Annotated in this window: 17 protein-coding genes; 8 read left to right on the top strand and 9 right to left on the bottom strand. The window is 63.2% G+C overall.

What is annotated here, in order from left to right; all coding sequences use genetic code 11:
- Positions 1–18: 18 nt before the first annotated feature.
- A complete protein-coding gene (locus M5B99_RS16535; protein WP_248805044.1) occupies positions 19–477 on the top strand; it encodes a DUF2214 family protein in 459 nt (152 codons plus the stop codon).
- A 67-nt stretch (positions 478–544) separates the two neighbouring features.
- Here M5B99_RS16535 and M5B99_RS16540 read toward each other — a convergent pair whose 3' ends face one another.
- Positions 545–1,090 carry a DUF4946 domain-containing protein gene (locus tag M5B99_RS16540; protein WP_248805045.1) on the bottom strand — a complete coding sequence of 182 codons (546 nt, stop codon included), beginning with the start codon at positions 1,088–1,090 and terminating at the stop codon, positions 545–547.
- Between the two features lie 229 nt (positions 1,091–1,319).
- Here M5B99_RS16540 and M5B99_RS16545 point away from each other — a divergent pair, with 229 nt between their 5' ends.
- The gene (locus M5B99_RS16545; RefSeq protein WP_248805046.1) at positions 1,320–2,597 is read left to right on the top strand and encodes a serine/threonine transporter; all 1,278 of its coding nucleotides are present in this window, start codon (positions 1,320–1,322) and stop codon (positions 2,595–2,597) included.
- A 147-nt stretch (positions 2,598–2,744) separates the two neighbouring features.
- Here the strand turns inward: M5B99_RS16545 and M5B99_RS16550 are convergent, their stop codons facing one another.
- The 6 genes from M5B99_RS16550 to gltP form a co-directional block, all read right to left on the bottom strand.
- Positions 2,745–3,122 carry a cupin domain-containing protein gene (locus M5B99_RS16550; RefSeq protein WP_248805047.1) on the bottom strand — a complete coding sequence of 126 codons (378 nt, stop codon included), beginning with the start codon at positions 3,120–3,122 and terminating at the stop codon, positions 2,745–2,747.
- A 47-nt stretch (positions 3,123–3,169) separates the two neighbouring features.
- Positions 3,170–4,003: an AraC family transcriptional regulator gene (locus M5B99_RS16555; protein WP_248805048.1), complete on the bottom strand. Its 834-nt coding sequence runs from the start codon at positions 4,001–4,003 to the stop codon at positions 3,170–3,172.
- Between the two features lie 57 nt (positions 4,004–4,060).
- Positions 4,061–4,570, bottom strand: a complete 510-nt coding sequence (locus tag M5B99_RS16560) for a RidA family protein (protein WP_248805049.1) — start codon at positions 4,568–4,570, stop codon at positions 4,061–4,063.
- Entirely contained in the window at positions 4,560–5,468 is a 909-nt protein-coding gene (locus M5B99_RS16565; RefSeq protein ID WP_248805050.1) for a PhzF family phenazine biosynthesis protein, read from the bottom strand. The genes M5B99_RS16560 and M5B99_RS16565 overlap by 11 nt, the downstream gene beginning before the upstream one ends.
- 100 nt (positions 5,469–5,568) lie before the next feature.
- Complete coding sequence (locus M5B99_RS16570; RefSeq protein WP_248805051.1) at positions 5,569–6,408, bottom strand: helix-turn-helix domain-containing protein; 840 nt, start codon at positions 6,406–6,408, stop codon at positions 5,569–5,571.
- 42 nt (positions 6,409–6,450) lie between these two features.
- Positions 6,451–7,785, bottom strand: a complete 1,335-nt coding sequence (gltP, locus tag M5B99_RS16575) for a glutamate/aspartate:proton symporter GltP (protein ID WP_248805052.1) — start codon at positions 7,783–7,785, stop codon at positions 6,451–6,453.
- Positions 7,786–7,999: 214 nt separating this feature from the next.
- On the opposite strand from gltP, the gene selD reads away from it, so the two are divergent.
- Complete coding sequence (gene selD / locus M5B99_RS16580; protein WP_248805053.1) at positions 8,000–9,034, top strand: selenide, water dikinase SelD; 1,035 nt, start codon at positions 8,000–8,002, stop codon at positions 9,032–9,034.
- Entirely contained in the window at positions 9,034–10,131 is a 1,098-nt protein-coding gene (gene mnmH / locus M5B99_RS16585; RefSeq protein ID WP_248805054.1) for a tRNA 2-selenouridine(34) synthase MnmH, read from the top strand. Before selD ends, mnmH begins: the two co-directional genes overlap by 1 nt.
- Positions 10,132–10,264: 133 nt before the next feature.
- Here mnmH and M5B99_RS16590 read toward each other — a convergent pair whose 3' ends face one another.
- Positions 10,265–11,578 (bottom strand): dicarboxylate/amino acid:cation symporter, encoded by a 1,314-nt coding sequence (locus tag M5B99_RS16590; RefSeq protein ID WP_248805055.1) that lies wholly within the window; start codon positions 11,576–11,578, stop codon positions 10,265–10,267.
- Between the two features lie 93 nt (positions 11,579–11,671).
- Positions 11,672–12,547: an alpha/beta fold hydrolase gene (locus tag M5B99_RS16595; protein WP_248805056.1), complete on the bottom strand. Its 876-nt coding sequence runs from the start codon at positions 12,545–12,547 to the stop codon at positions 11,672–11,674.
- Between the two features lie 154 nt (positions 12,548–12,701).
- Here M5B99_RS16595 and M5B99_RS16600 point away from each other — a divergent pair, with 154 nt between their 5' ends.
- The 4 genes from M5B99_RS16600 to M5B99_RS16615 all read left to right on the top strand — a co-directional run bounded on the left by M5B99_RS16600 (position 12,702) and on the right by M5B99_RS16615 (position 17,856).
- Positions 12,702–13,718 carry an AraC family transcriptional regulator gene (locus tag M5B99_RS16600; protein ID WP_248805057.1) on the top strand — a complete coding sequence of 339 codons (1,017 nt, stop codon included), beginning with the start codon at positions 12,702–12,704 and terminating at the stop codon, positions 13,716–13,718.
- A 355-nt stretch (positions 13,719–14,073) separates the two neighbouring features.
- The gene (locus M5B99_RS16605; protein WP_248805058.1) at positions 14,074–15,720 is read left to right on the top strand and encodes an AMP-binding protein; all 1,647 of its coding nucleotides are present in this window, start codon (positions 14,074–14,076) and stop codon (positions 15,718–15,720) included.
- 166 nt (positions 15,721–15,886) lie between these two features.
- Entirely contained in the window at positions 15,887–16,654 is a 768-nt protein-coding gene (locus M5B99_RS16610) for an SDR family NAD(P)-dependent oxidoreductase (protein ID WP_248805059.1), read from the top strand.
- Positions 16,655–16,665: 11 nt separating this feature from the next.
- Positions 16,666–17,856: an acetyl-CoA C-acyltransferase gene (locus M5B99_RS16615; protein WP_248805060.1), complete on the top strand. Its 1,191-nt coding sequence runs from the start codon at positions 16,666–16,668 to the stop codon at positions 17,854–17,856.
- Positions 17,857–17,862 lie beyond the last annotated feature (6 nt).

Below are 17,862 nucleotides of genomic sequence, written 5' to 3' on the forward strand. Positions count from 1 at the left end.
ATTCAAGGAGACGATCCGATGTTCGCTCACTGGTCCCTGGCTGCACTCCATCTTCTGGCGTTCGGTATCGCCCTGGCGGCGGTCTTCGGTCGCGGCGGGGCCTTGCGTCGCCTCAGCGGCACCAGCCCGGCGGAGCTGCGGCAGGTGTTTGTCTGGGACAACCTCTGGGGCATCAGCGCCGGGATCCTGCTGATCACCGGTGGCCTGCGGGCTTTCGGCGGTTTCGAGAAGGGCACGGATTACTACCTGCACCAGCCGCTGTTCCACCTCAAGTTGACCTTGTTCGTGATTATCCTGCTGCTGGAGCTGGCACCGATGATCAGCCTGATCAAATGGCGTATTGCGCAGAAGAAGGGCTCGGCCATCGAGATCGGCCGCGCCCGGCTATTCGCCCGGATCAGCCATATCGAAGCGCTGTTGATCATGCTGATCGTAATTGCCGCCAGCGGCATGGCCCGGGGATTCCTGGCCGGGTAGGGGCCTGTGCTCCCGCGGTGATGGGGCGGCCGCCCTTGCCGGCGAGCCGGCTCCCACAGGGGCCACGTCAGGGCTGCAGGTGCAGGCTCGCCCGGATGCCGTTGACCACCGGCTCGACGCTCTTGTAACCGTCCGCCGAACCGGCATAGAGCAAGGAATAGGCCTTGCCGTCGCGGGCCGCGGCCACCAGGGTCTGGGTCATCACATGGCCGCCGTTCTGGGTGATGGTGCAGGTGGTTTCCACCGCCGCCATCCCCCCCAGCGTGCTGTCGTGAATGCGGTTGCAGACACTCATGAAACCGCGCTCGACAAAGTTCTTCTGCACCGCCTTGCGCATTTCCAGCAACACCCCCGGGAGGTTGACTGCATGGTCGGGATTGAGCCCCGACTCGGTCAACTCCATGACCATCAGCGGGTCGCCATTGGCATCGTTCTTCACCGCGCGCTGGCGCAGGCCGCTGATCACTTCGCCCGCGGCATTCTGGGCCGGGGGCAGGGTCTGCACCTCCCAGTCTCCGGGCCAGGTGATGATCAGGTCGTCAGCTGGGGCCGACGAGCTGCCCAGGAGCAGAAGAAGGGCGGTAAAGCAGGCACGACATTGCACGGAGGTCATGGCAAGGCACTGGTCGAGAGGCTGGGGGTTCTTGTTACAGTGTATCAATACTCCGCAGGCGATGGCGGATAAAACTGCCGGCGCAATCGACCGTTACTCAGCTAACCCTTTGCTTCTCAAGCTTAATCCCGGACAATCGCGCCCCTCTTATTGGCCGGGGCGCTGCCAGTAACCTGTTTTTATCCGTCCCGGTCGCGCGGTAATGACCGGCTAACGGAGATTCGACCGGATGAATGACCAGGCCAACAGCGTCGACGAACGCTATGAATCGGCACCCGCTGCACTGAGCAGCTGGAGCCGCCAAGACACCACCTGGATGCTGGGCCTGTTCGGCACGGCCGTCGGCGCGGGCACCTTGTTTCTGCCGATCAACGCGGGGCTGGGCGGTTTCTGGCCGTTGCTGGTCCTGGCGGTGCTGGCGTTCCCCATGACCTTCTACGCCCACCGTGGCCTGACCCGTTTCGTGCTCTCCGGGCGCGAGGGCACGGACATCACCGAGGTGGTGGAAGAACACTTCGGCATCAAGGCCGGGGCACTGATCACCTTGCTCTACTTCTTCGCGATCTTCCCGATCCTGCTGATCTACAGCGTGGCGCTGACCAATACCGTCGGCAGTTTCCTCGAACACCAGTTGCACCTGGTGCCGCCGCCCCGGGCGCTGCTGTCGCTGATGCTGATCCTCGGCCTGCTGGTGGTGGTGCGTTGTGGCGAGCAGGTGATCGTCAAGGCCATGAGCCTGATGGTCTATCCGTTTATCGTCGCCTTGCTGTTCCTGGCGGTGTACCTGGTACCGCACTGGAACGGCGGCATCCTCGCCACGGCTGGCAATCTGCCCGAGCCGTCGGCCTTGCTGCATACCTTGTGGCTGGCCATTCCGGTGATGGTCTTTTCCTTCAACCATTCGCCGATCATCTCGGCCTTCGCGGTTGACCAGAAACGTCGCCATGGTGACCACGCCGAGGAACGCAGTTCGCAGATCCTGTCGCGGGCCCACCTGCTGATGGTGGTGATGGTGCTGTTCTTCGTCTTCAGTTGCGTGCTGACCCTGTCGCCGGCGCAATTGGCCGAAGCCAAGGCGCAGAACCTGTCGATCCTGTCGTACCTGGCCAACCACTTCAGCAACCCGACCATCGCCTTCGCGGCGCCGTTGATTGCCTTCGTGGCCATTGCCAAGTCCTTCCTGGGGCACTACATCGGGGCCAGTGAGGGCCTCAAGGGGCTGATCGCCAAGAGCGGGCGCAAACCAGGTGCCAAGGCCCTGGACCGGATGACGGCGGCGTTCATGCTGGTGGTGTGCTGGTTGGTGGCAACCTTGAACCCGAGCATTCTCGGCATGATCGAGACCCTCGGCGGGCCGATCATCGCGGCGTTGCTGTTCCTGATGCCGATGTACGCGATTCGCCGGGTGCCGGCGATGCGGCAGTACTCGGGGCAGATGTCCAACGTGTTCGTCACGCTGGTGGGGTTGGTGGCGATTTCGGCGTTGATCTATTCGTTGTCGACGTGATCTGAAACGCGGTCTTGCAGAGAGACCGCGTTATCGTTCTTCGCGGGCAAGCACCGCTCCCACAAGGTATGTGTCGTACACGGCACATAGGTTCGACGAAACACCGTGGGAGCGGTGCTTGCCCGCGAAAGCTATCTGACAGACGCCTCAAATCCACACGTCATTACTGGCTGTCCTTTCCCCACCTACATCACCGGTATTGACCACCCCCCGCGGTTCGATCAGCAGCATCTTGACCTCTCGCTCGGCAAACGGCTTGTGTTCGACGCCCTTGGGCACCACCAGCATTTCGCCCGCCGCCAGATGCACCTGGCGGTCGCGAAAGTCGATGCGCAGCACGCCTTCCAGGATGATGAACGTCTCATCGGTGTCGGCATGGGAGTGCCAGACGAAATCGCCTTCGATCTTTACCACCTTGAACTGGTAGTCGTTCATTTCGGCAATGACCCGGGGCTTCCACAGGTCATCGAACAGCGCGAGTTTCTGGGCGAAATTGATAGGTGAAAGGATTTGCGGGGTATTCATGGGCTAGGCCTCTTGGTGGATGACTTGGGACCCAGCCTAGCCGTGTTTCAGCGTCGGCCGCTTGTACGATTGTGCAACTGCTGCATGTTCAGCCAGCGTCCCGGCGACTGGCCGAAGGTCTTGCCGAACTGGCGGGTCATATGGCTCTGGTCGGTAAAGCCGGCGATCAACGCCGCCTCGGCCAGTGATCGGCCCTGAACCAGCAATGACCGGACGAGGTCCAGGCGGCGCATGCTCAGGTAGCGATAAGGGCTGGTGCCGAACAGCATTCGGAAGTCCCGTGACAGATTCCAGCGATCACGGCCGCTGTGTTCGGCCAGCTCATCGAGGGTAACCGTGCGATCCAGGGCGCTGTGAATGTACTCCCGAGCCCGTTCCGCCGCCTGGTAGTCGAAGCTGCGCGGCTGCCGGGGTGAGCCGCTGAGCGCATTCAGGGTCTGGGCCAGGTCGAACAGCGCGTCTTCCTCCTCCAGTGGATCAAGGACGTTGTCCATGCCCCGCAGCAGGGCTTCGGTGGCCCGGCGCAGGCGCGGATCGTGGCTGATGCCGCCGGGAACAAAGGGCAGGGGCTGCCCGCCCAGTGCCGATTGGATCAAGGAGGGTTGTACATAGACCATGCGGTACTTGAAACCGTCCCGCGTCCCGGCCTGGCCATCGTGAACCTCGTCCGGGTGCAGTACCAGGGTGCCGCCGGGCAGGCTATGCCGCTGGCTACCGCGATACTTGAAACTCTGCACGCCGGACAAGGTGCAACCGATGGCGTAGGTGTCGTGGCGATGAGGATCGAAGCCGTGGCCGGAAAAGAACGCTTCAATACGCTCCAGCGGGCTGGATTGTGGCGCCCGCCGGACCCAGTCGGTGATTGCTGTGTGCTGATCCATGTGGCCTGATGCTCCCTTTGCCGTCCGAGGTAAGCGAATGGTAAAGGAAAACGCGGTTTAATCCTTCAATCGAACCACACCTTCTATCTCCACCGCCGCGCCACCTGGCAGGGACAGCACGCCGATGGCCGAGCGCGCATGTTGGCCACGCTCGCCGAAGACCTGGACCAGGACTTCGGAGGCCGCGTTGATCACCTCGGATTGAGCGCCGAAATCCGAGGGTGCCCGTACATAACCGGTGATGCGAACGATCTGCTCGACACGTTCCAGGTCGCCATCGCAGGCGGCGGCGACAATCGACAGGAAGTTTGCCGTGCACAGTCGGGCCGCTTCCCGCGCCTGCTCCAGGGAAATATCCTGGCCGACGATCCCGGTATGGCGAATCTCATGGTTGAAGCGCGGCACCTGGCCCGATACCCACAGCAGGTTGCCGTCACGCACGCTCAACTTGAAGTGTGTCGGGACCACGAAGCTGTGCGGCGCCTCGCGGTAAATCGCCCAGAGCAATGCCTGGTACGGTTGTCGGACTTCGGAGAAAGGCAGCCATTGGCGGATTTCAGCGCTCATGCTGCTCTCCCGCCGGTTGCTGTTCGGCGGCAAAGGCGCTGTAGCCACCGACATAACAACCGACCGGCTGCGCACTGCCCGCGTCCAGGTCCAGGCGCACGTAGATATCGGAGGGTCGACCCATGGCCCGGCCCTGATGCACCAGGATCGGCTGTTCATCGGCCTCGATCATGCCGTACTCCAGCAGGCCGAACGCCAGGGCCGTGGCGGCAATGCCGGTGGCGGCGTCTTCGGGGTAGCCCGAGGCCTTGGGGAATTGCCGGCTGTCGAACTGCCGGGGGATGTCCGGACGTGGACAGAACAGGTAGAGCCCGGTGGAGTCGATCTGCTCGCACAAGTCCTTGATGCGCGGTGAGTCGGGATGTGCGGCATCCAGCAGGGCCGGGGTCTTGACCGGGACCAGGGTCTTGACCCGGCTGGTGGCGACGTTCAGGAACGGCAGGTCGAGTAGGTCGTCCGGCTGCAGGCCGATGGCCTCGATGATCCGGGCCCGGATCTCGGCGTCGTCGACTCGGCTGACCACGCCTGTCGGTTGGGAGATCTCGATGAATGCGTCGTCACCCGGATTGCCCTGGATATGCGCGGTCACGGTGCCGCTCTGGGTCTGGATGGACAGTTGCCGGCGGTTGAGCTTGCCCAGTTGTTGCAGCAGCCAGACGGTACCGATGGTGGCGTGGCCGCACATGCTCATTTCATGCAGGGGCACGAAGAAGCGGAAATGGTAGTCGTGGCTGGCCTGATCCTGCGGGGTGAAGGCAAAGCCACTTTCATGTCCGTAGGCGCGGGCGATGGCGGTCATCTGCCCGGCGCTCAAGCCGTCAGCATCGACGGCGATGGGGGCGGGGTTGCCGCCACCCTGTTTTGATTTGAAGACTTCTACAACCTGTACATCACTCATACCTGACCTCGCGACACGGTGGATGAGGTCGATTCTGGCAACCGACAGCGACAGGTTCTAGGCGGATCGGGTCGTGCAGGCGAACGTTTGGGCCATGGCCTCAGTGCGGCTTGCGTAGGTCGCTGGGCACCAGGCCCAGGTAGCGCTTGAACAGGCGCGCCAGGTAGGACGGCGAGTCGATGCCCACGGCCAGGCTGACGTCGAGGATCGACAGGGAACTGCTGGAGATCAGTCGCGCGGCGGTTTCGACCCGGGTGCGATTGGTGAAGTCCACCAGGGTTTCATCGCAGCAGGCCTTGAACAGGCGGGTGAGGTGGCGTCGCGACAGGTGGAACTGGTAGCCGATCAGGTCGATATTCAGCTCGTCCTGCAGGTGTTCACGCACGTAGCGCTGGATATCGCGGACCAGCAGGGCGTTGCGCTGGCTGTCGCTGTGTTGCACCGGCGGTTGCTGGCGGGCGATCAGCCGGGCGCACTCTTCGAACAGCAGGTGGTTGAGCTGCGGGACCTGGCGCCGGAAGGCTTCGGCCGAGCATCCCGTCGCGAGCTGGTCATGCAGGCGCAGGATGCTGTCCAGGATCTCGCTGCCTTGCCAGACCGCCGCGCGATCAGCCTGTGCGGCAAAGGCCTGGTAGCCGTCGAGCCGGCCCTGGTGGTGGATGTACTGCGAGTCGACGTAGAGCGCCATATGCTTTTCCCGCCCGGGGGCCGCCTGGGTCGAGTGGGCGAAATCCGCCGGCACCAGGGAGAAGGCCTGGCGCGAGACGTGGAGTGCGTGGGTGTGGCTTTCGGTCGCCAGGAACAACCCGCCCTGGCGCGGCAACAGCAGCATATGACAGTCGTGGGCGTGCCAGTCCTGGGCATAGCCGCTGCTTTCGCTGGTCTCGAAGCGGAACACGTCGGGGGACATGCCGCTGAGCTTGGGCGATAAATGCGCCATGGGGTGACCTCCGGCGTGGTGAATCAGGTATCAGTCTATCTGTTAACGCACCGGCACAAGCGTCTGCTCGTCCGGTTGCGGTTGCGGTTGCGGTTGCGACAGCGATTGCCAGTAACGCTCGCCCGCCGCGTCATCGTAGAGGCCTTCCCAGCGTGCCACGACCACCACCGCCAGGGCATTGCCGACGATATTCAGCGCGGTCCTGGCCATATCCATGATGCGGTCGACTCCGGCAATGAACGCCAGGCCTTCGAGGGGAATGCCGACGCTGCCCAAGGTGGCGAGCAGCACCACGAACGACACTCCCGGCACCCCGGCGATGCCCTTGGAGGTCACCATCAGGGTCAGTACCAGGGTGATCTGCTGGCCGAGGGACAGGTCGATCCCGTACAACTGGGCAATGAACACCGCCGCGATGCTCTGGTACAGGGTCGAACCGTCGAGGTTGAAGGAGTAGCCGGTCGGCACCACGAAACGGCTGATCGCCCGTGGCGCGCCGAAGGCTTCCATCTTCTCGATGATCCGTGGCAGCACGGTTTCCGAGCTGGCGGTGGAGAAACCAAGGATCAGCTCGGCCTTGAGGATGCGCATCAGCCGGAACACCGAGAAGCCGCAGATCCGCGCCACCAGCCCGAACACCACCACGCCGAAAAATGCGATGGCGGCGTACACCAGCGTCACCAGACGCGCCAGCGGCCACAGCGAGGCGAAGCCGAAGTTGGCCACGGTCACCGAAATCAGCGCGAAGACTCCGAGCGGGGCATAGCGCATGATCATGTGGGTGACCTTGAACATGCTTTGCGAGACACCCTCCAGCACCCCGACCAGGGGCAGGCGCAGTTCGTCCTTGAGGCTCGACAGGCCAAGGCCGAACATCACCGAGAAGAAGATGATCGGCAGCATGTCGCCTCGTACGAGGGCGGCGAACAGATTCGATGGCACCATGTTCAGCAGGGTGGTGATAAAGGCGTGGTTGGCCTGTACCTCGTTGGTGGTTTTCTCGTACTGGGAAATATCCGTGGTCCCCAGCAGACTCATGTCGATGCCATGGCCGGGCTGGAACAGGTTCGCCAGGACCAGGCCGACGATGATTGCCACGGTGGTGATGATTTCGAAGTACAGCAGGGTCTTGAAACCGATACGCCCGAGTTTCTTGCCGTCGCCGACCCCGGCGATACCGACGATCAGCGAGGAAACGACGATCGGGATGACGATCATCTTGATCAGGCGGATGAACAGGTCGCCCGCCGGTTGCAGGAGTGTGCCGATCCACCAGGCCTTGTCCGCGCTGGAGTGGTTGAGGAGCGCGCCGACGGCGATGCCCAGCAGCAGACCGATGACGATCTGCCAGGCGAGGCTCAGTTTTGCCTTGTTCATGGTAGGAGGGTTCCCGTTTTTGTTGGAGGTCGATACAGGGGCCGGGGGGCGGGCAATGGCTCGCCGGTGGGGCAGCTCGATGTTGAGCCGCAAATCCCCGGGCAGGAGCGCCAATCGGGCCGGGCAAGCTCACGATTGGGCCATGTCTGATCCGGGCCCTGAGTCGGTGGCTCTGTTAAACTCGTTGGAATTTGAAACGGATTGAGGTGTACCGATGAGCGAACCGATTCGTCTGACCCAGTACAGCCACGGCGCCGGCTGCGGCTGCAAGATTTCGCCCCAGGTGCTGGAAGTCATCCTGGCCGGCAGTGGCGCGCAGCATCTTGATCCGAAACTCTGGGTCGGCAATGCCTCGCGTGACGATGCCGCCGTGTATGCCATCGATGAAGAGCGGGGAGTGGTCTCCACCACCGACTTTTTCATGCCGATCGTCGACGATCCCTTCGATTTCGGCCGGATTGCCGCGACCAATGCCATCAGTGATATCTATGCCATGGGCGGCGATCCGATCATGGCCATCGCCATTCTTGGCTGGCCGGTGAACCTGCTGGCCCCGGAAATCGCCCGCGAAGTGATTCGCGGCGGTCGAGCGGTGTGCGATGCGGCGGGCATTCCGTTGGCCGGCGGTCACTCGATCGACACCCCCGAGCCGATTTTCGGCCTGGCGGTGACCGGTCTGGTGGAAAAGCGCCATATGAAGCGCAACGATACCGCGACGGCCGACTGCAAGCTGTACCTGACCAAACCCCTGGGTATCGGCGTACTGACCACTGCGGAAAAGAAAGGCAAGTTGCGCAGTGAGGACGTCGGTGTGGCCCGGGACTGGATGTGCACCCTGAACAAACCCGGCAGTCGCTTCGGCAAGCTGGCTGGGGTCACCGCAATGACCGACGTCACCGGCTTCGGCCTGCTCGGCCATCTGGTGGAAATGGCCGATGGCAGCGGCCTCACTGCACGTATCGTCTATGAGCAGGTACCGCGCCTGCCAATGGTCGAATACTACCTGGACCTGGGCTGCGTGCCCGGCGGCACCCTGCGCAATTACGACAGCTACGCCAGCAAGGTCGGGCCTCTGCGTGAATTGCACAAGCGCGTGCTGTGCGACCCGCAGACCAGCGGTGGGCTGTTGGTGGCGGTGACCGCCGAAGGCGAGGCCGAGTTCCTCGCCGTGGCCGCCGAGCTGGGCCTGACGCTCGAGCCCATCGGTCAATTGGTGGAGCGACAGAGCCATGCGGTAGAGGTGTATTGATGTCCCGCGATATCACCGACTACCGCAGTTTGTTTCTCAATGACACTCCGATGATGGATACCCGGGCGCCTGTCGAATTCAACAAGGGCGCCTTTCCCGGGGTGGTCAACCTGCCGCTGATGACCGACCTGGAGCGGCAACGGGTTGGCACTTGCTACAAGCAGCACGGGCAGCAGGCCGCGATTGTCCTCGGCCACCAACTGGTGGGCGGTGAGGTCAAGGCGGCCCGGCTCCAGGCCTGGACCGATTTCACCCGCGCCCATCCCGACGGTGTGCTGTATTGCTTCCGTGGCGGGCTGCGCTCGCAGATTGTCCAGCAGTGGCTCTTTGAGGCGGGGATCGACTTTCCGCGGGTGGGCGGTGGCTACAAGGCAATGCGCGGCTTTCTGATGCAGACCGTCGAGCAGGCCGTGGCACAGGCGGACTTCGTCCTGTTGGGGGGCATGACCGGTACGGGCAAGACCGATGTGATCGTCCAGCTGGAAAACAGCCTGGACCTCGAAGGACACGCCAACCATCGCGGCTCCAGCTTCGGCAAGCGCGCTACCGGCCAGCCGTCGAATATCGACTTTGAAAATCGCCTGGCCGTGGACCTGTTGAAGAAGCAGGACCGGGGCATCGAGTCCTTCGTGCTGGAAGATGAAAGCCGCATGGTCGGGCGTTGCGCCTTGCCATTGGCGCTGTACCAGGGGATGCAACGGTTTTCCATGGTCTGGCTCGAAGACAGCCTGGAGAGTCGGGTCGAGCGTATCCTGCGTGACTATGTGGTTGAGCTCTGCGCGGAGTTCGTCACGGTGTATGCCGAACAGGGGTTCCGGCTGTTTGCCGAGCGTCTGCTGGGCAGCCTGGATAACATCCACAAGCGTCTTGGTGGCGAGCGGCACCAGCGGTTGAAGGCCTTGATGCAGGCGGCGCTTGAGGAGCAGGAGCGCAGCGGCGCGGTGGATCTGCACCGGGGCTGGATCGAAGGTTTGCTGAACGAATATTACGATCCGATGTACGCCTTCCAGCGTGAAAGCAAAGGCGAAAGGATCGAATTCGCCGGGGAGCAGGCGGCGGTGCTGGAATATCTCAGGAGCCGCCGCAACAGGAGTTGAACGGACATTTCATGTCGGGTCAACAGTGGTCACTGTAGAACTATTGCTCTCCTGACGGAGCGTTAGTCGAGTTACGGCGATGGTGTCCTTGAAATCGATGCAAGACTCAAGGGCCTAGCCGGCTCCCACAGGGTTATTGGGTTACCTTGGCGGCATCGGCGGCCGCTTGGGCTGTCAGGGCCTTGCGGCCACGCTTGAGGGCGATCGGCGCCATTTTGCTGCGGTCCAGTTCGCCTTCCCAGGCGGCCACCACCAGCGAGGCGACGGCGTTGCCGATGATGTTGGTCAATGAGCGACACTCGGCCATGAACCGGTCGACCCCGAGGATCAGCACCATCGCCGCCACCGGTACGGTCGGCACCACCGCCAGGCTCGCGGCCAAGGCGACAAACCCCGCCCCGACCACCGCCCCGGCGCCCTTGGAGGTCAGCATGGTTACCGCCAGCAAGGTCAACTGCTGCTCCAGGGTCAGGTCGATATTGGTCGCCTGGGCCAGGAACAGCACCGCCAGGGTCATGTAGATATTGGTGCCGTCGAGGTTGAAGGTGTAGCCGGTCGGCACCACGATACCCACCACGCCCTTGGAGCAGCCCAGGCTTTCCAACTTTTGGATAAGCTGCGGCAGGGCGGATTCCGACGAACTGGTGCCGAGCACGATCAGCAATTCCGACTTGATGTAGCCCAGCAGGCGGAAGATGCTGAAACCGGCATAACGGGCGATGCTGCCCAGTACGCAGGTGATGAAGATGAACGCCGTCAGATAGAAGGTGCCGACCAGCTTCATCAGCGGCAGCAGCGAGCCCAGGCCGTATTTACCGATGGTGAAGGCCATTGCGCCGAACGCGCCGATCGGTGCCACGCGGGCAATCATGCCGACAATTCGGAAGAACACTTCGCTGGCCTGGTGGATCACGCCCACCAGTGGACGGGCCTTTTCACCGACCATGACCAGTGCCAGGCCGAACAGGATCGAGACGAACAGCACCGGCAGGATTTCGCCCTGGGAGAAGGCGTCGAAGAACGTGCTGGGGATTACGTGCAGCAGGAAGCCGATAACGCCTTCGCCATGCTGGGCCTGGCCGACAAAGTTGGCGATGGCCGAGGTGTCGAGGGTTTTCACGTCGACATTGAAACCCGAGCCGGGGTGCAGGATGTGGGCGGCCAGCAGGCCGATCGCCAGGGCGAAGGTGGAGACGATTTCGAAGTACAGCAGGGCCTTGCCGCCGACCCGCCCGACCTGTTTGACGTCGTGCATGCTGGTGATGCCGGAGACCACGGTGCAGAAGATGATCGGGCCGATGATCATCTTGATCAGCTTGATGAAGCCGTCGCCCAGGGGTTTGAGCTCGATGCCGGTCTGCGGCCAGTGGTTGCCGATCAGCACCCCCAGCACAATGGCGATGACCACCTGGATATACAGGGTTCCCAGCAGTTTGCGGATTGTCATTGTTATTATCTCGTCGCGGTTTTTGGGCAAGCCGATCCCGTCCTGGGCCGTTGGCGGCGGCCCGGGGGGATCAGGTCCTTTGAGTCGGGCTGTTCAGCGCAGGAAGGTCAGGACTTCGCCGAGCAGTTGTTGCGGGATTTCTTCAGCCAGGTAATGACCGCCGGGCAGCGCCTTGCCACGTACATCGGTGGCGACCTGTTGCCATTCGCGCAGCGGATCGAAACAGCGTCCCACGATACCTTCGGCCCCCCAGAGCACCAGCAGTGGCATGTTCAGTTGGCGTCCGGCCTCGATATCGGCGCGGTCGTGTTCCAGGTCGACGCTGGCGCTGGCGCGGTAGTCTTCACAGATACCCCGCGCGCTGCCGGGCAGGCTGATGCAGCGCACATATTCGCTGAAGGCTTCGTCGGTAAAGGGCTTGAGGCCGGCACTGCGGCTGCCCATCACGCTGCGCAGGTATTGTTCCGGGTTGGCTTCGATCAGGGTTTCCGGCAGTGGTGCCGGGCGGATCAGGAAGAACCAGTGCCAGTAGGCGCGGGCAAAAGCTTCGTCGGTCTGGGCGTACATCGCCAGGGTCGGGGCGATATCCAGCAGTACCATGCGTTGCACGGCCTGGGGATGGTCGAGGGCCAGGCGATGGGCAACGCGAGCCCCACGGTCGTGGGCCAGGATCGAGAACTCGCTGAAACCCAGGGACTCCATCAGGGCCACGCCGTCGCGACCCATCTCGCGTTTGGAGTAGTTCAGATGCTGCTCGTCGGCCGCTGGCCGGGCGCTGTCGCCATAGCCGCGCAGGTCGGCGGCGACCACGGTGAAGTGCTTGGCCAGCTCGCCGGCGATCTTGTGCCAGATGACATGCGTCTGCGGGTGACCGTGCAGCAGGAGCAGGCCCGGCCCGCTGCCGCCGACGCGGTAGGCAATGTCCGCACCATTGACGTGGCGCTGGTCTTTCTGGAATCCGGCGAACATGGAATGACTCCTTATGATTGTTGTGTACATCCTAAGACCCACAGCGCGCAGGGCAAGGCGCAAAGCGTGGTGCGCTTGTTCATGAAGTGTGTTGGGTCGTGGCGCTGTTAAGATAGCCGACACACGGATCAGTACAGGGCTTGAGTGACGGCCAATGTCGGAAAAAGACACCATCTCCATCCACCTGGTGCACGAGGCACTGTTGCAGAGTTGCGCCCCCGGTGCGGACACCGTGCAGCTGCTGGACAAGGTCGGGATCGACTCGACGCTGCTGGAACAAGCCGATGCCCGGGTGCCGGCCGGCGACTATGCGCGCTTGTGGCGCCGGTTGGCGCGGCGCAACGATGACGAGTTCTTCGGCATGGATCCGCGCAAGCTGCGTTCCGGCAGCTTTGCCTATCTGTGCCGCGCCGGCATGGCGCAGTCGACGGTGGTGGCCGGGTTGGACTCGGTGCTGGATTTCCTCTCGTTGATGCTCGAGCGCCTGCCGGCGCAACTGGTGCGCCGGCAAAGCCTGGCGGAAATTGTCCTGCTGGAGCCGGAAGGCCAGGCGCGCCGGCCGTTTACCTACTTCACCTATTGGATGATCGTGCATGGCGTGGCCTGCTGGCTGGCCGGGCGGCGTATTCCGATCCTGGCCATCGAGCTGCGCTGTGCCGAGCCGGATTACTGCGAGGACTATCGGGTGATGTTTTCCGAGAACCTGCGTTTTGATCGACCGCGCACCCGGATGATCTTTTCCGCCGACTGCCTGGACCTGCCAATCAAGCGCAGTGCCGAGGAGCTGCGACGCTTCCTGACGCTGGCGCCGGCCAATATCCTGGTCAAGTACCGCGATGCACAGAGTCTGGCCAGCCGAATCAAGCAGGACCTGCGCCAACGGCCGGCCGAAGACTGGCCGGAAACCGCAGGCCTGGCCGTGCAATGGTGCATGTCGGCCTCGACCCTGCGTCGGCGGTTGGCGGAAGAAGGGCAGACCTACCAGGGCCTCAAGGACAACGTGCGCAAGGAGTGGGCGATTGTCTGGCTGGCGGAGCCGTCGATCAGCTTCGCCGAGATCGCCACCCGGCTGGGCTTCGCCGACGCCAGTTCGTTCTACAAGGCTTTTCGCAAATGGTCCGGGTCCAACCCGGGGCATTATCGCAGCCTGATTCTCAACGACGCACACTAGCTCGTCTTGTGCCGGGCTTGCTGACGCTGGCGCCCGGACGGACCGTGCAGGCTTGAGGGCCCCTTCGCGGGCAAGCTCCGCTCCCACAATATTTGAGTCGGGTTCAGATCGTGCATTCGACACAAAATCTGTAGGAGCTGGCTTGCCGGCGATCCAGGCGACGCGGTTTGTCAGGACACGGCGTCGATCCCATCGTCGGCAAGCGGGCTCCCACAAGGTCGGCACGGGGCCGTTATTGGCCAAACCAGTCAATCAGGTTGATAGCTTTGACCATTGTCCCAAGTCCCTGACAGCGCGACTATTTCCAGGATTTTTCTACGGTTCCTTCCAATAACAAGACCGAGAGATTCTGGACATGCGCGACTATCAGACTGCCACCGCGGACTTCGATTATCAGCAAGCGGCCCAAGCGGGCCTCAAAGGGACGTTGACGGCACTCAACGCCTGTGTGGAATGCTGCGACCGGCATGCCTTGCCGGGGCGCATCGCGCTGTTCTGGGAAGGCCGCGACGGCAGCAGCGCGATCCATACCTTCAGTGAATTGCAGGACAAGGCCGCGCGTTTCGCCAACTTCCTGCTGACTCAGGGTGTGCGCCGTGGCGACAAGGTCGCCGCGCTGTTGCCGCGCAATGTCGAGCTCTTGATCACGCTGTTCGCCACCTGGCGCATCGGCGCCGTCTACCAGCCGCTGTTTACCGCTTTCGGCCCCAAGTCCATCGAGCACCGCCTGAGCGGCTCCGGTGCCAAGCTGGTGGTCACCGACGCCGCCAATCGCGACAAACTCAGCGAAGTCGCCGACTGCCCGGCCATCGTCACGGTCGGCGGCCCCAAGGGACAGGGCATCATGCGCGGCGATTTCAGCTTCTGGGCCGAACTGGACAACTACCCGGCCTACTGTGAGCCGGTGTTGCTTACGGGGGAAGACCCGTTCCTGCTGATGTTCACCTCAGGCACCAGCGGCCCGGCGAAACCCCTGGAGGTGCCGCTCAAGGCAATCATCGCGTTCCAGAACTACACCCGTGACGCGGTCGACCTGCGCCCTGAAGACGCGTTCTGGAATGTCGCCGATCCTGGTTGGGCCTACGGTCTGTACTACGGCATCACCGGGCCGCTGGGCATTGGCCACCCGATCACCTTCTACGATGGCCCGTTCACGGTGGAGAGTACCTGCCGGATCATCGAGAAATACGCCATCACCAACCTCACCGGATCGCCTACCGCCTACCGTTTGCTGATTGCCGCCGGCGAGGCTTTCGCCAGCAAGATCAAGGGTCGCCTGCGGGTGGTCAGCAGTGCCGGCGAGCCGCTGAACCCGGAGGTGATCCGCTGGTTCGCCGACAACCTGGGGGTGACTATTCTCGACCATTACGGCCAGACCGAAATCGGCATGGTGCTGTGCAATCACCACGGTCTCGAGCACCCGGTGCATATCGGCTCGGCGGGGTTAGCCTCGCCCGGGCATCGCATTGTGGTGCTGGACGAGCAGCAACGGGAGCTGGATGTCGGGCAGCCGGGGATTCTCGCGCTGGATCGTTCCCGGTCGCCGATGTTCTGGTTCAACGGCTACCAGGGGTTCGAGACCAAGGCCTTTGTCGGCCCGTACTACCTCAGTGGTGACACTGTGGAGCTGAATCCGGACGGCAGCATCAGCTTCGTCGGGCGCAGCGATGATGTGATTACCACCTCGGGCTATCGGGTGGGGCCGTTCGATGTGGAAAGCGCCCTGGTGGAGCATCCGGCGGTGGTGGACGCGGCGGTGGTCGGCAAGCCTTGCCCGGAGCGCACCGAGGTGGTGAAGGCCTTTGTCGTGCTCGGCGCGCGCTACCGTGCCGAGCCGCAGTTGGCCGAGGAGTTGCGCTTGCATGTGCGCAAGCGCCTGGCGGCCCATGCCTATCCACGGGAAATCGAATTTGTCGACGAGCTGCCCAAGACCCCGAGTGGCAAGTTGCAGCGCTTTATCTTGCGTAATCAGGAGATCGCCAAGGCCCAGGCCGCGACCTGAATACACCAGCCCCTTGTGTGGGAGCGGAGCTTGCCCGCGAAGCTTTTAGCCGCCTCAGTGACGCCTTCGCGGGCAAGCTCCGCTCCCACAAAAGCTCCAGCTCACCGTCTGTAAAAGCTCCATTCCTACAGGGCACTCATTGACGGTTTTAACGAAGGACAATGCAATGGACATTAAAAACAAGGCTTTCATGGTCAGCGGCGGGGCTTCCGGCCTTGGTGCGGCCACCGCTGAAATGCTGGTGGCCGCCGGCGCCAAAGTGATGTTGGTGGACCTCAATGCCGAGGCCGTCGCCGCCCAGGCGAAAAAACTCGGCACACAAGCCCGCAGCATGGTCGCGGACATCACCCAGGAAACCCAGGCCCAGGCGGCGGTGCAGGCGGCGGTCGAGGCCTTTGGCGGCCTGCACGGCCTGGTCAACTGCGCCGGTATCGTGCGTGGCGAGAAGATCCTCGGCAAGAACGGCCCACACCTGCTGGAAAGCTTCAGCCAGGTGATCAACGTCAACCTGATCGGCAGCTTCAACCTGCTGCGCCTGGCCGCCGCCGCCATCGCCGAAACCGAGGCGAATGCCGAGGGCGAGCGCGGGGTGATTATCAATACCGCCTCCGCTGCCGCCTATGACGGCCAGATAGGCCAGGCCGCCTATGCCGCCTCCAAAGGCGCCATCGTCAGTCTGACCCTGCCGGCCGCCCGCGAATTGGCACGCTTCGGCATTCGGGTGATGACCATCGCCCCTGGCATCTTCGAAACTCCGATGATGGCCGGCATGAGTCCCGAAGTCCGCGCCTCGCTCGCGGCCGGCGTGCCGTTTCCGCCACGCCTGGGCAAACCCACCGAGTATGCCGCGCTGGTGCGGCATATCATTGAAAACAGCATGCTCAATGGCGAGGTGATCCGTCTCGACGGCGCCTTGCGCATGGCCGCGAAATAGGAGAATCGATCATGACTGCCAACGATCCGATTGTTATCGTCAGTGCCGTGCGCACCCCCATGGGTGGCTTCCAGGGCGACCTGAAAAGCCTCAGCGCGCCGCAACTGGGCGCCGCCGCGATCCGCGCCGCCGTCGAGCGCGCCGAGCTGGCACCGGACGAAGTCGAGCACGTGCTGTTCGGCTGCGTGCTGTCCGCCGGTCTCGGCCAGGCTCCGGCCCGCCAGGCGGCCCTCGGTGCCGGGCTGGACAAGTCCACCCGCTGCACCACCCTGAACAAGATGTGTGGCTCCGGCATGGAAGCGACCATCCTCGCCCACGACATGCTCGTGGCCGGCAGCGCCGAAGTGGTGGTGTCCGGCGGCATGGAGAGCATGTCCAATGCGCCGTACCTGCTGGATCGGGCCCGTAGCGGCTACCGCATGGGCCACGGCCAGGTGCTCGATCATATGTTCCTCGATGGCCTGGAAGATGCCTACGACAAGGGGCGCCTGATGGGCACCTTCGCCGAGGATTGCGCCGAAACCCACGGCTTCAGCCGCGAAACCCAGGATGCCTTTGCCGTGGCGTCGCTGACCCGCGCGCAAGAGGCTATCCGCGACGGTCGTTTCCGCGCGGAAATCGTGCCGCTGACGGTCACCGTGGGCAAGGAGCAGCGGCTGATCAGCGACGACGAACAGCCGCCCAAGGCCAGGCTGGACAAGATTGCCAGCCTGAAACCGGCATTCCGCCCAGGTGGCACGGTCACGGCGGCGAACTCCAGTTCGATCTCCGACGGCGCGGCGGCGCTGGTGCTGATGCGTCAGTCCGAAGCGCAGAAGCGCGGCCTCACACCCCTGGTGGTGATTCGCGGGCATGCGTCGTTCGCCGATACCCCGGGCCTGTTCCCGGTGGCCCCGGTGGGCGCGATCGAGAAACTGATGAAAAAAACCGGCTGGTCCCTGGACCAGGTCGATCGCTTCGAAATCAACGAAGCCTTTGCCGTGGTCACCCTGGTGACCATGCAGAAGCTGGCGCTGCACCACGACAAGGTCAACGTCCATGGCGGTGCCTGTGCCTTGGGCCATCCGATCGGTGCGTCCGGCGCGCGGATTCTGGTCAGCCTGCTTTCGGCCCTGCGCCAGAAAGGCCTGAGGCGCGGTGTCGCGGCCATTTGCATTGGCGGCGGTGAAGCCACGGCCATGGCCGTCGAGTGCCTGTACTAGGAGTTG

The organism is Pseudomonas sp. MWU13-2100, assembly GCF_023242365.1.
Lineage (GTDB): Bacteria > Pseudomonadota > Gammaproteobacteria > Pseudomonadales > Pseudomonadaceae > Aquipseudomonas.

Excerpts from the sequence above, each read along its gene's own strand:
- M5B99_RS16540 (WP_248805045.1), bottom strand. The coding sequence starts at position 1,090 with ATGACCTCCGTGCAATGTCGTGCCTGCTTTACCGCCCTTCTTCTGCTC.
- M5B99_RS16600 (WP_248805057.1), top strand. The coding sequence starts at position 12,702 with ATGTCGGAAAAAGACACCATCTCCATCCACCTGGTGCACGAGGCACTG.
- M5B99_RS16590 (WP_248805055.1), bottom strand. The coding sequence starts at position 11,578 with ATGACAATCCGCAAACTGCTGGGAACCCTGTATATCCAGGTGGTCATC.
- mnmH (WP_248805054.1), top strand. The coding sequence starts at position 9,034 with ATGTCCCGCGATATCACCGACTACCGCAGTTTGTTTCTCAATGACACT.
- M5B99_RS16595 (WP_248805056.1), bottom strand. The coding sequence starts at position 12,547 with ATGTTCGCCGGATTCCAGAAAGACCAGCGCCACGTCAATGGTGCGGAC.
- M5B99_RS16570 (WP_248805051.1), bottom strand. The coding sequence starts at position 6,408 with ATGGCGCATTTATCGCCCAAGCTCAGCGGCATGTCCCCCGACGTGTTC.
- M5B99_RS16610 (WP_248805059.1), top strand. The coding sequence starts at position 15,887 with ATGGACATTAAAAACAAGGCTTTCATGGTCAGCGGCGGGGCTTCCGGC.
- M5B99_RS16550 (WP_248805047.1), bottom strand. The coding sequence starts at position 3,122 with ATGAATACCCCGCAAATCCTTTCACCTATCAATTTCGCCCAGAAACTC.
- M5B99_RS16535 (WP_248805044.1), top strand. The coding sequence starts at position 19 with ATGTTCGCTCACTGGTCCCTGGCTGCACTCCATCTTCTGGCGTTCGGT.
- gltP (WP_248805052.1), bottom strand. The coding sequence starts at position 7,785 with ATGAACAAGGCAAAACTGAGCCTCGCCTGGCAGATCGTCATCGGTCTG.
- M5B99_RS16615 (WP_248805060.1), top strand. The coding sequence starts at position 16,666 with ATGACTGCCAACGATCCGATTGTTATCGTCAGTGCCGTGCGCACCCCC.
- M5B99_RS16560 (WP_248805049.1), bottom strand. The coding sequence starts at position 4,570 with ATGAGCGCTGAAATCCGCCAATGGCTGCCTTTCTCCGAAGTCCGACAA.
- M5B99_RS16605 (WP_248805058.1), top strand. The coding sequence starts at position 14,074 with ATGCGCGACTATCAGACTGCCACCGCGGACTTCGATTATCAGCAAGCG.
- M5B99_RS16565 (WP_248805050.1), bottom strand. The coding sequence starts at position 5,468 with ATGAGTGATGTACAGGTTGTAGAAGTCTTCAAATCAAAACAGGGTGGC.
- selD (WP_248805053.1), top strand. The coding sequence starts at position 8,000 with ATGAGCGAACCGATTCGTCTGACCCAGTACAGCCACGGCGCCGGCTGC.
- M5B99_RS16555 (WP_248805048.1), bottom strand. The coding sequence starts at position 4,003 with ATGGATCAGCACACAGCAATCACCGACTGGGTCCGGCGGGCGCCACAA.
- M5B99_RS16545 (WP_248805046.1), top strand. The coding sequence starts at position 1,320 with ATGAATGACCAGGCCAACAGCGTCGACGAACGCTATGAATCGGCACCC.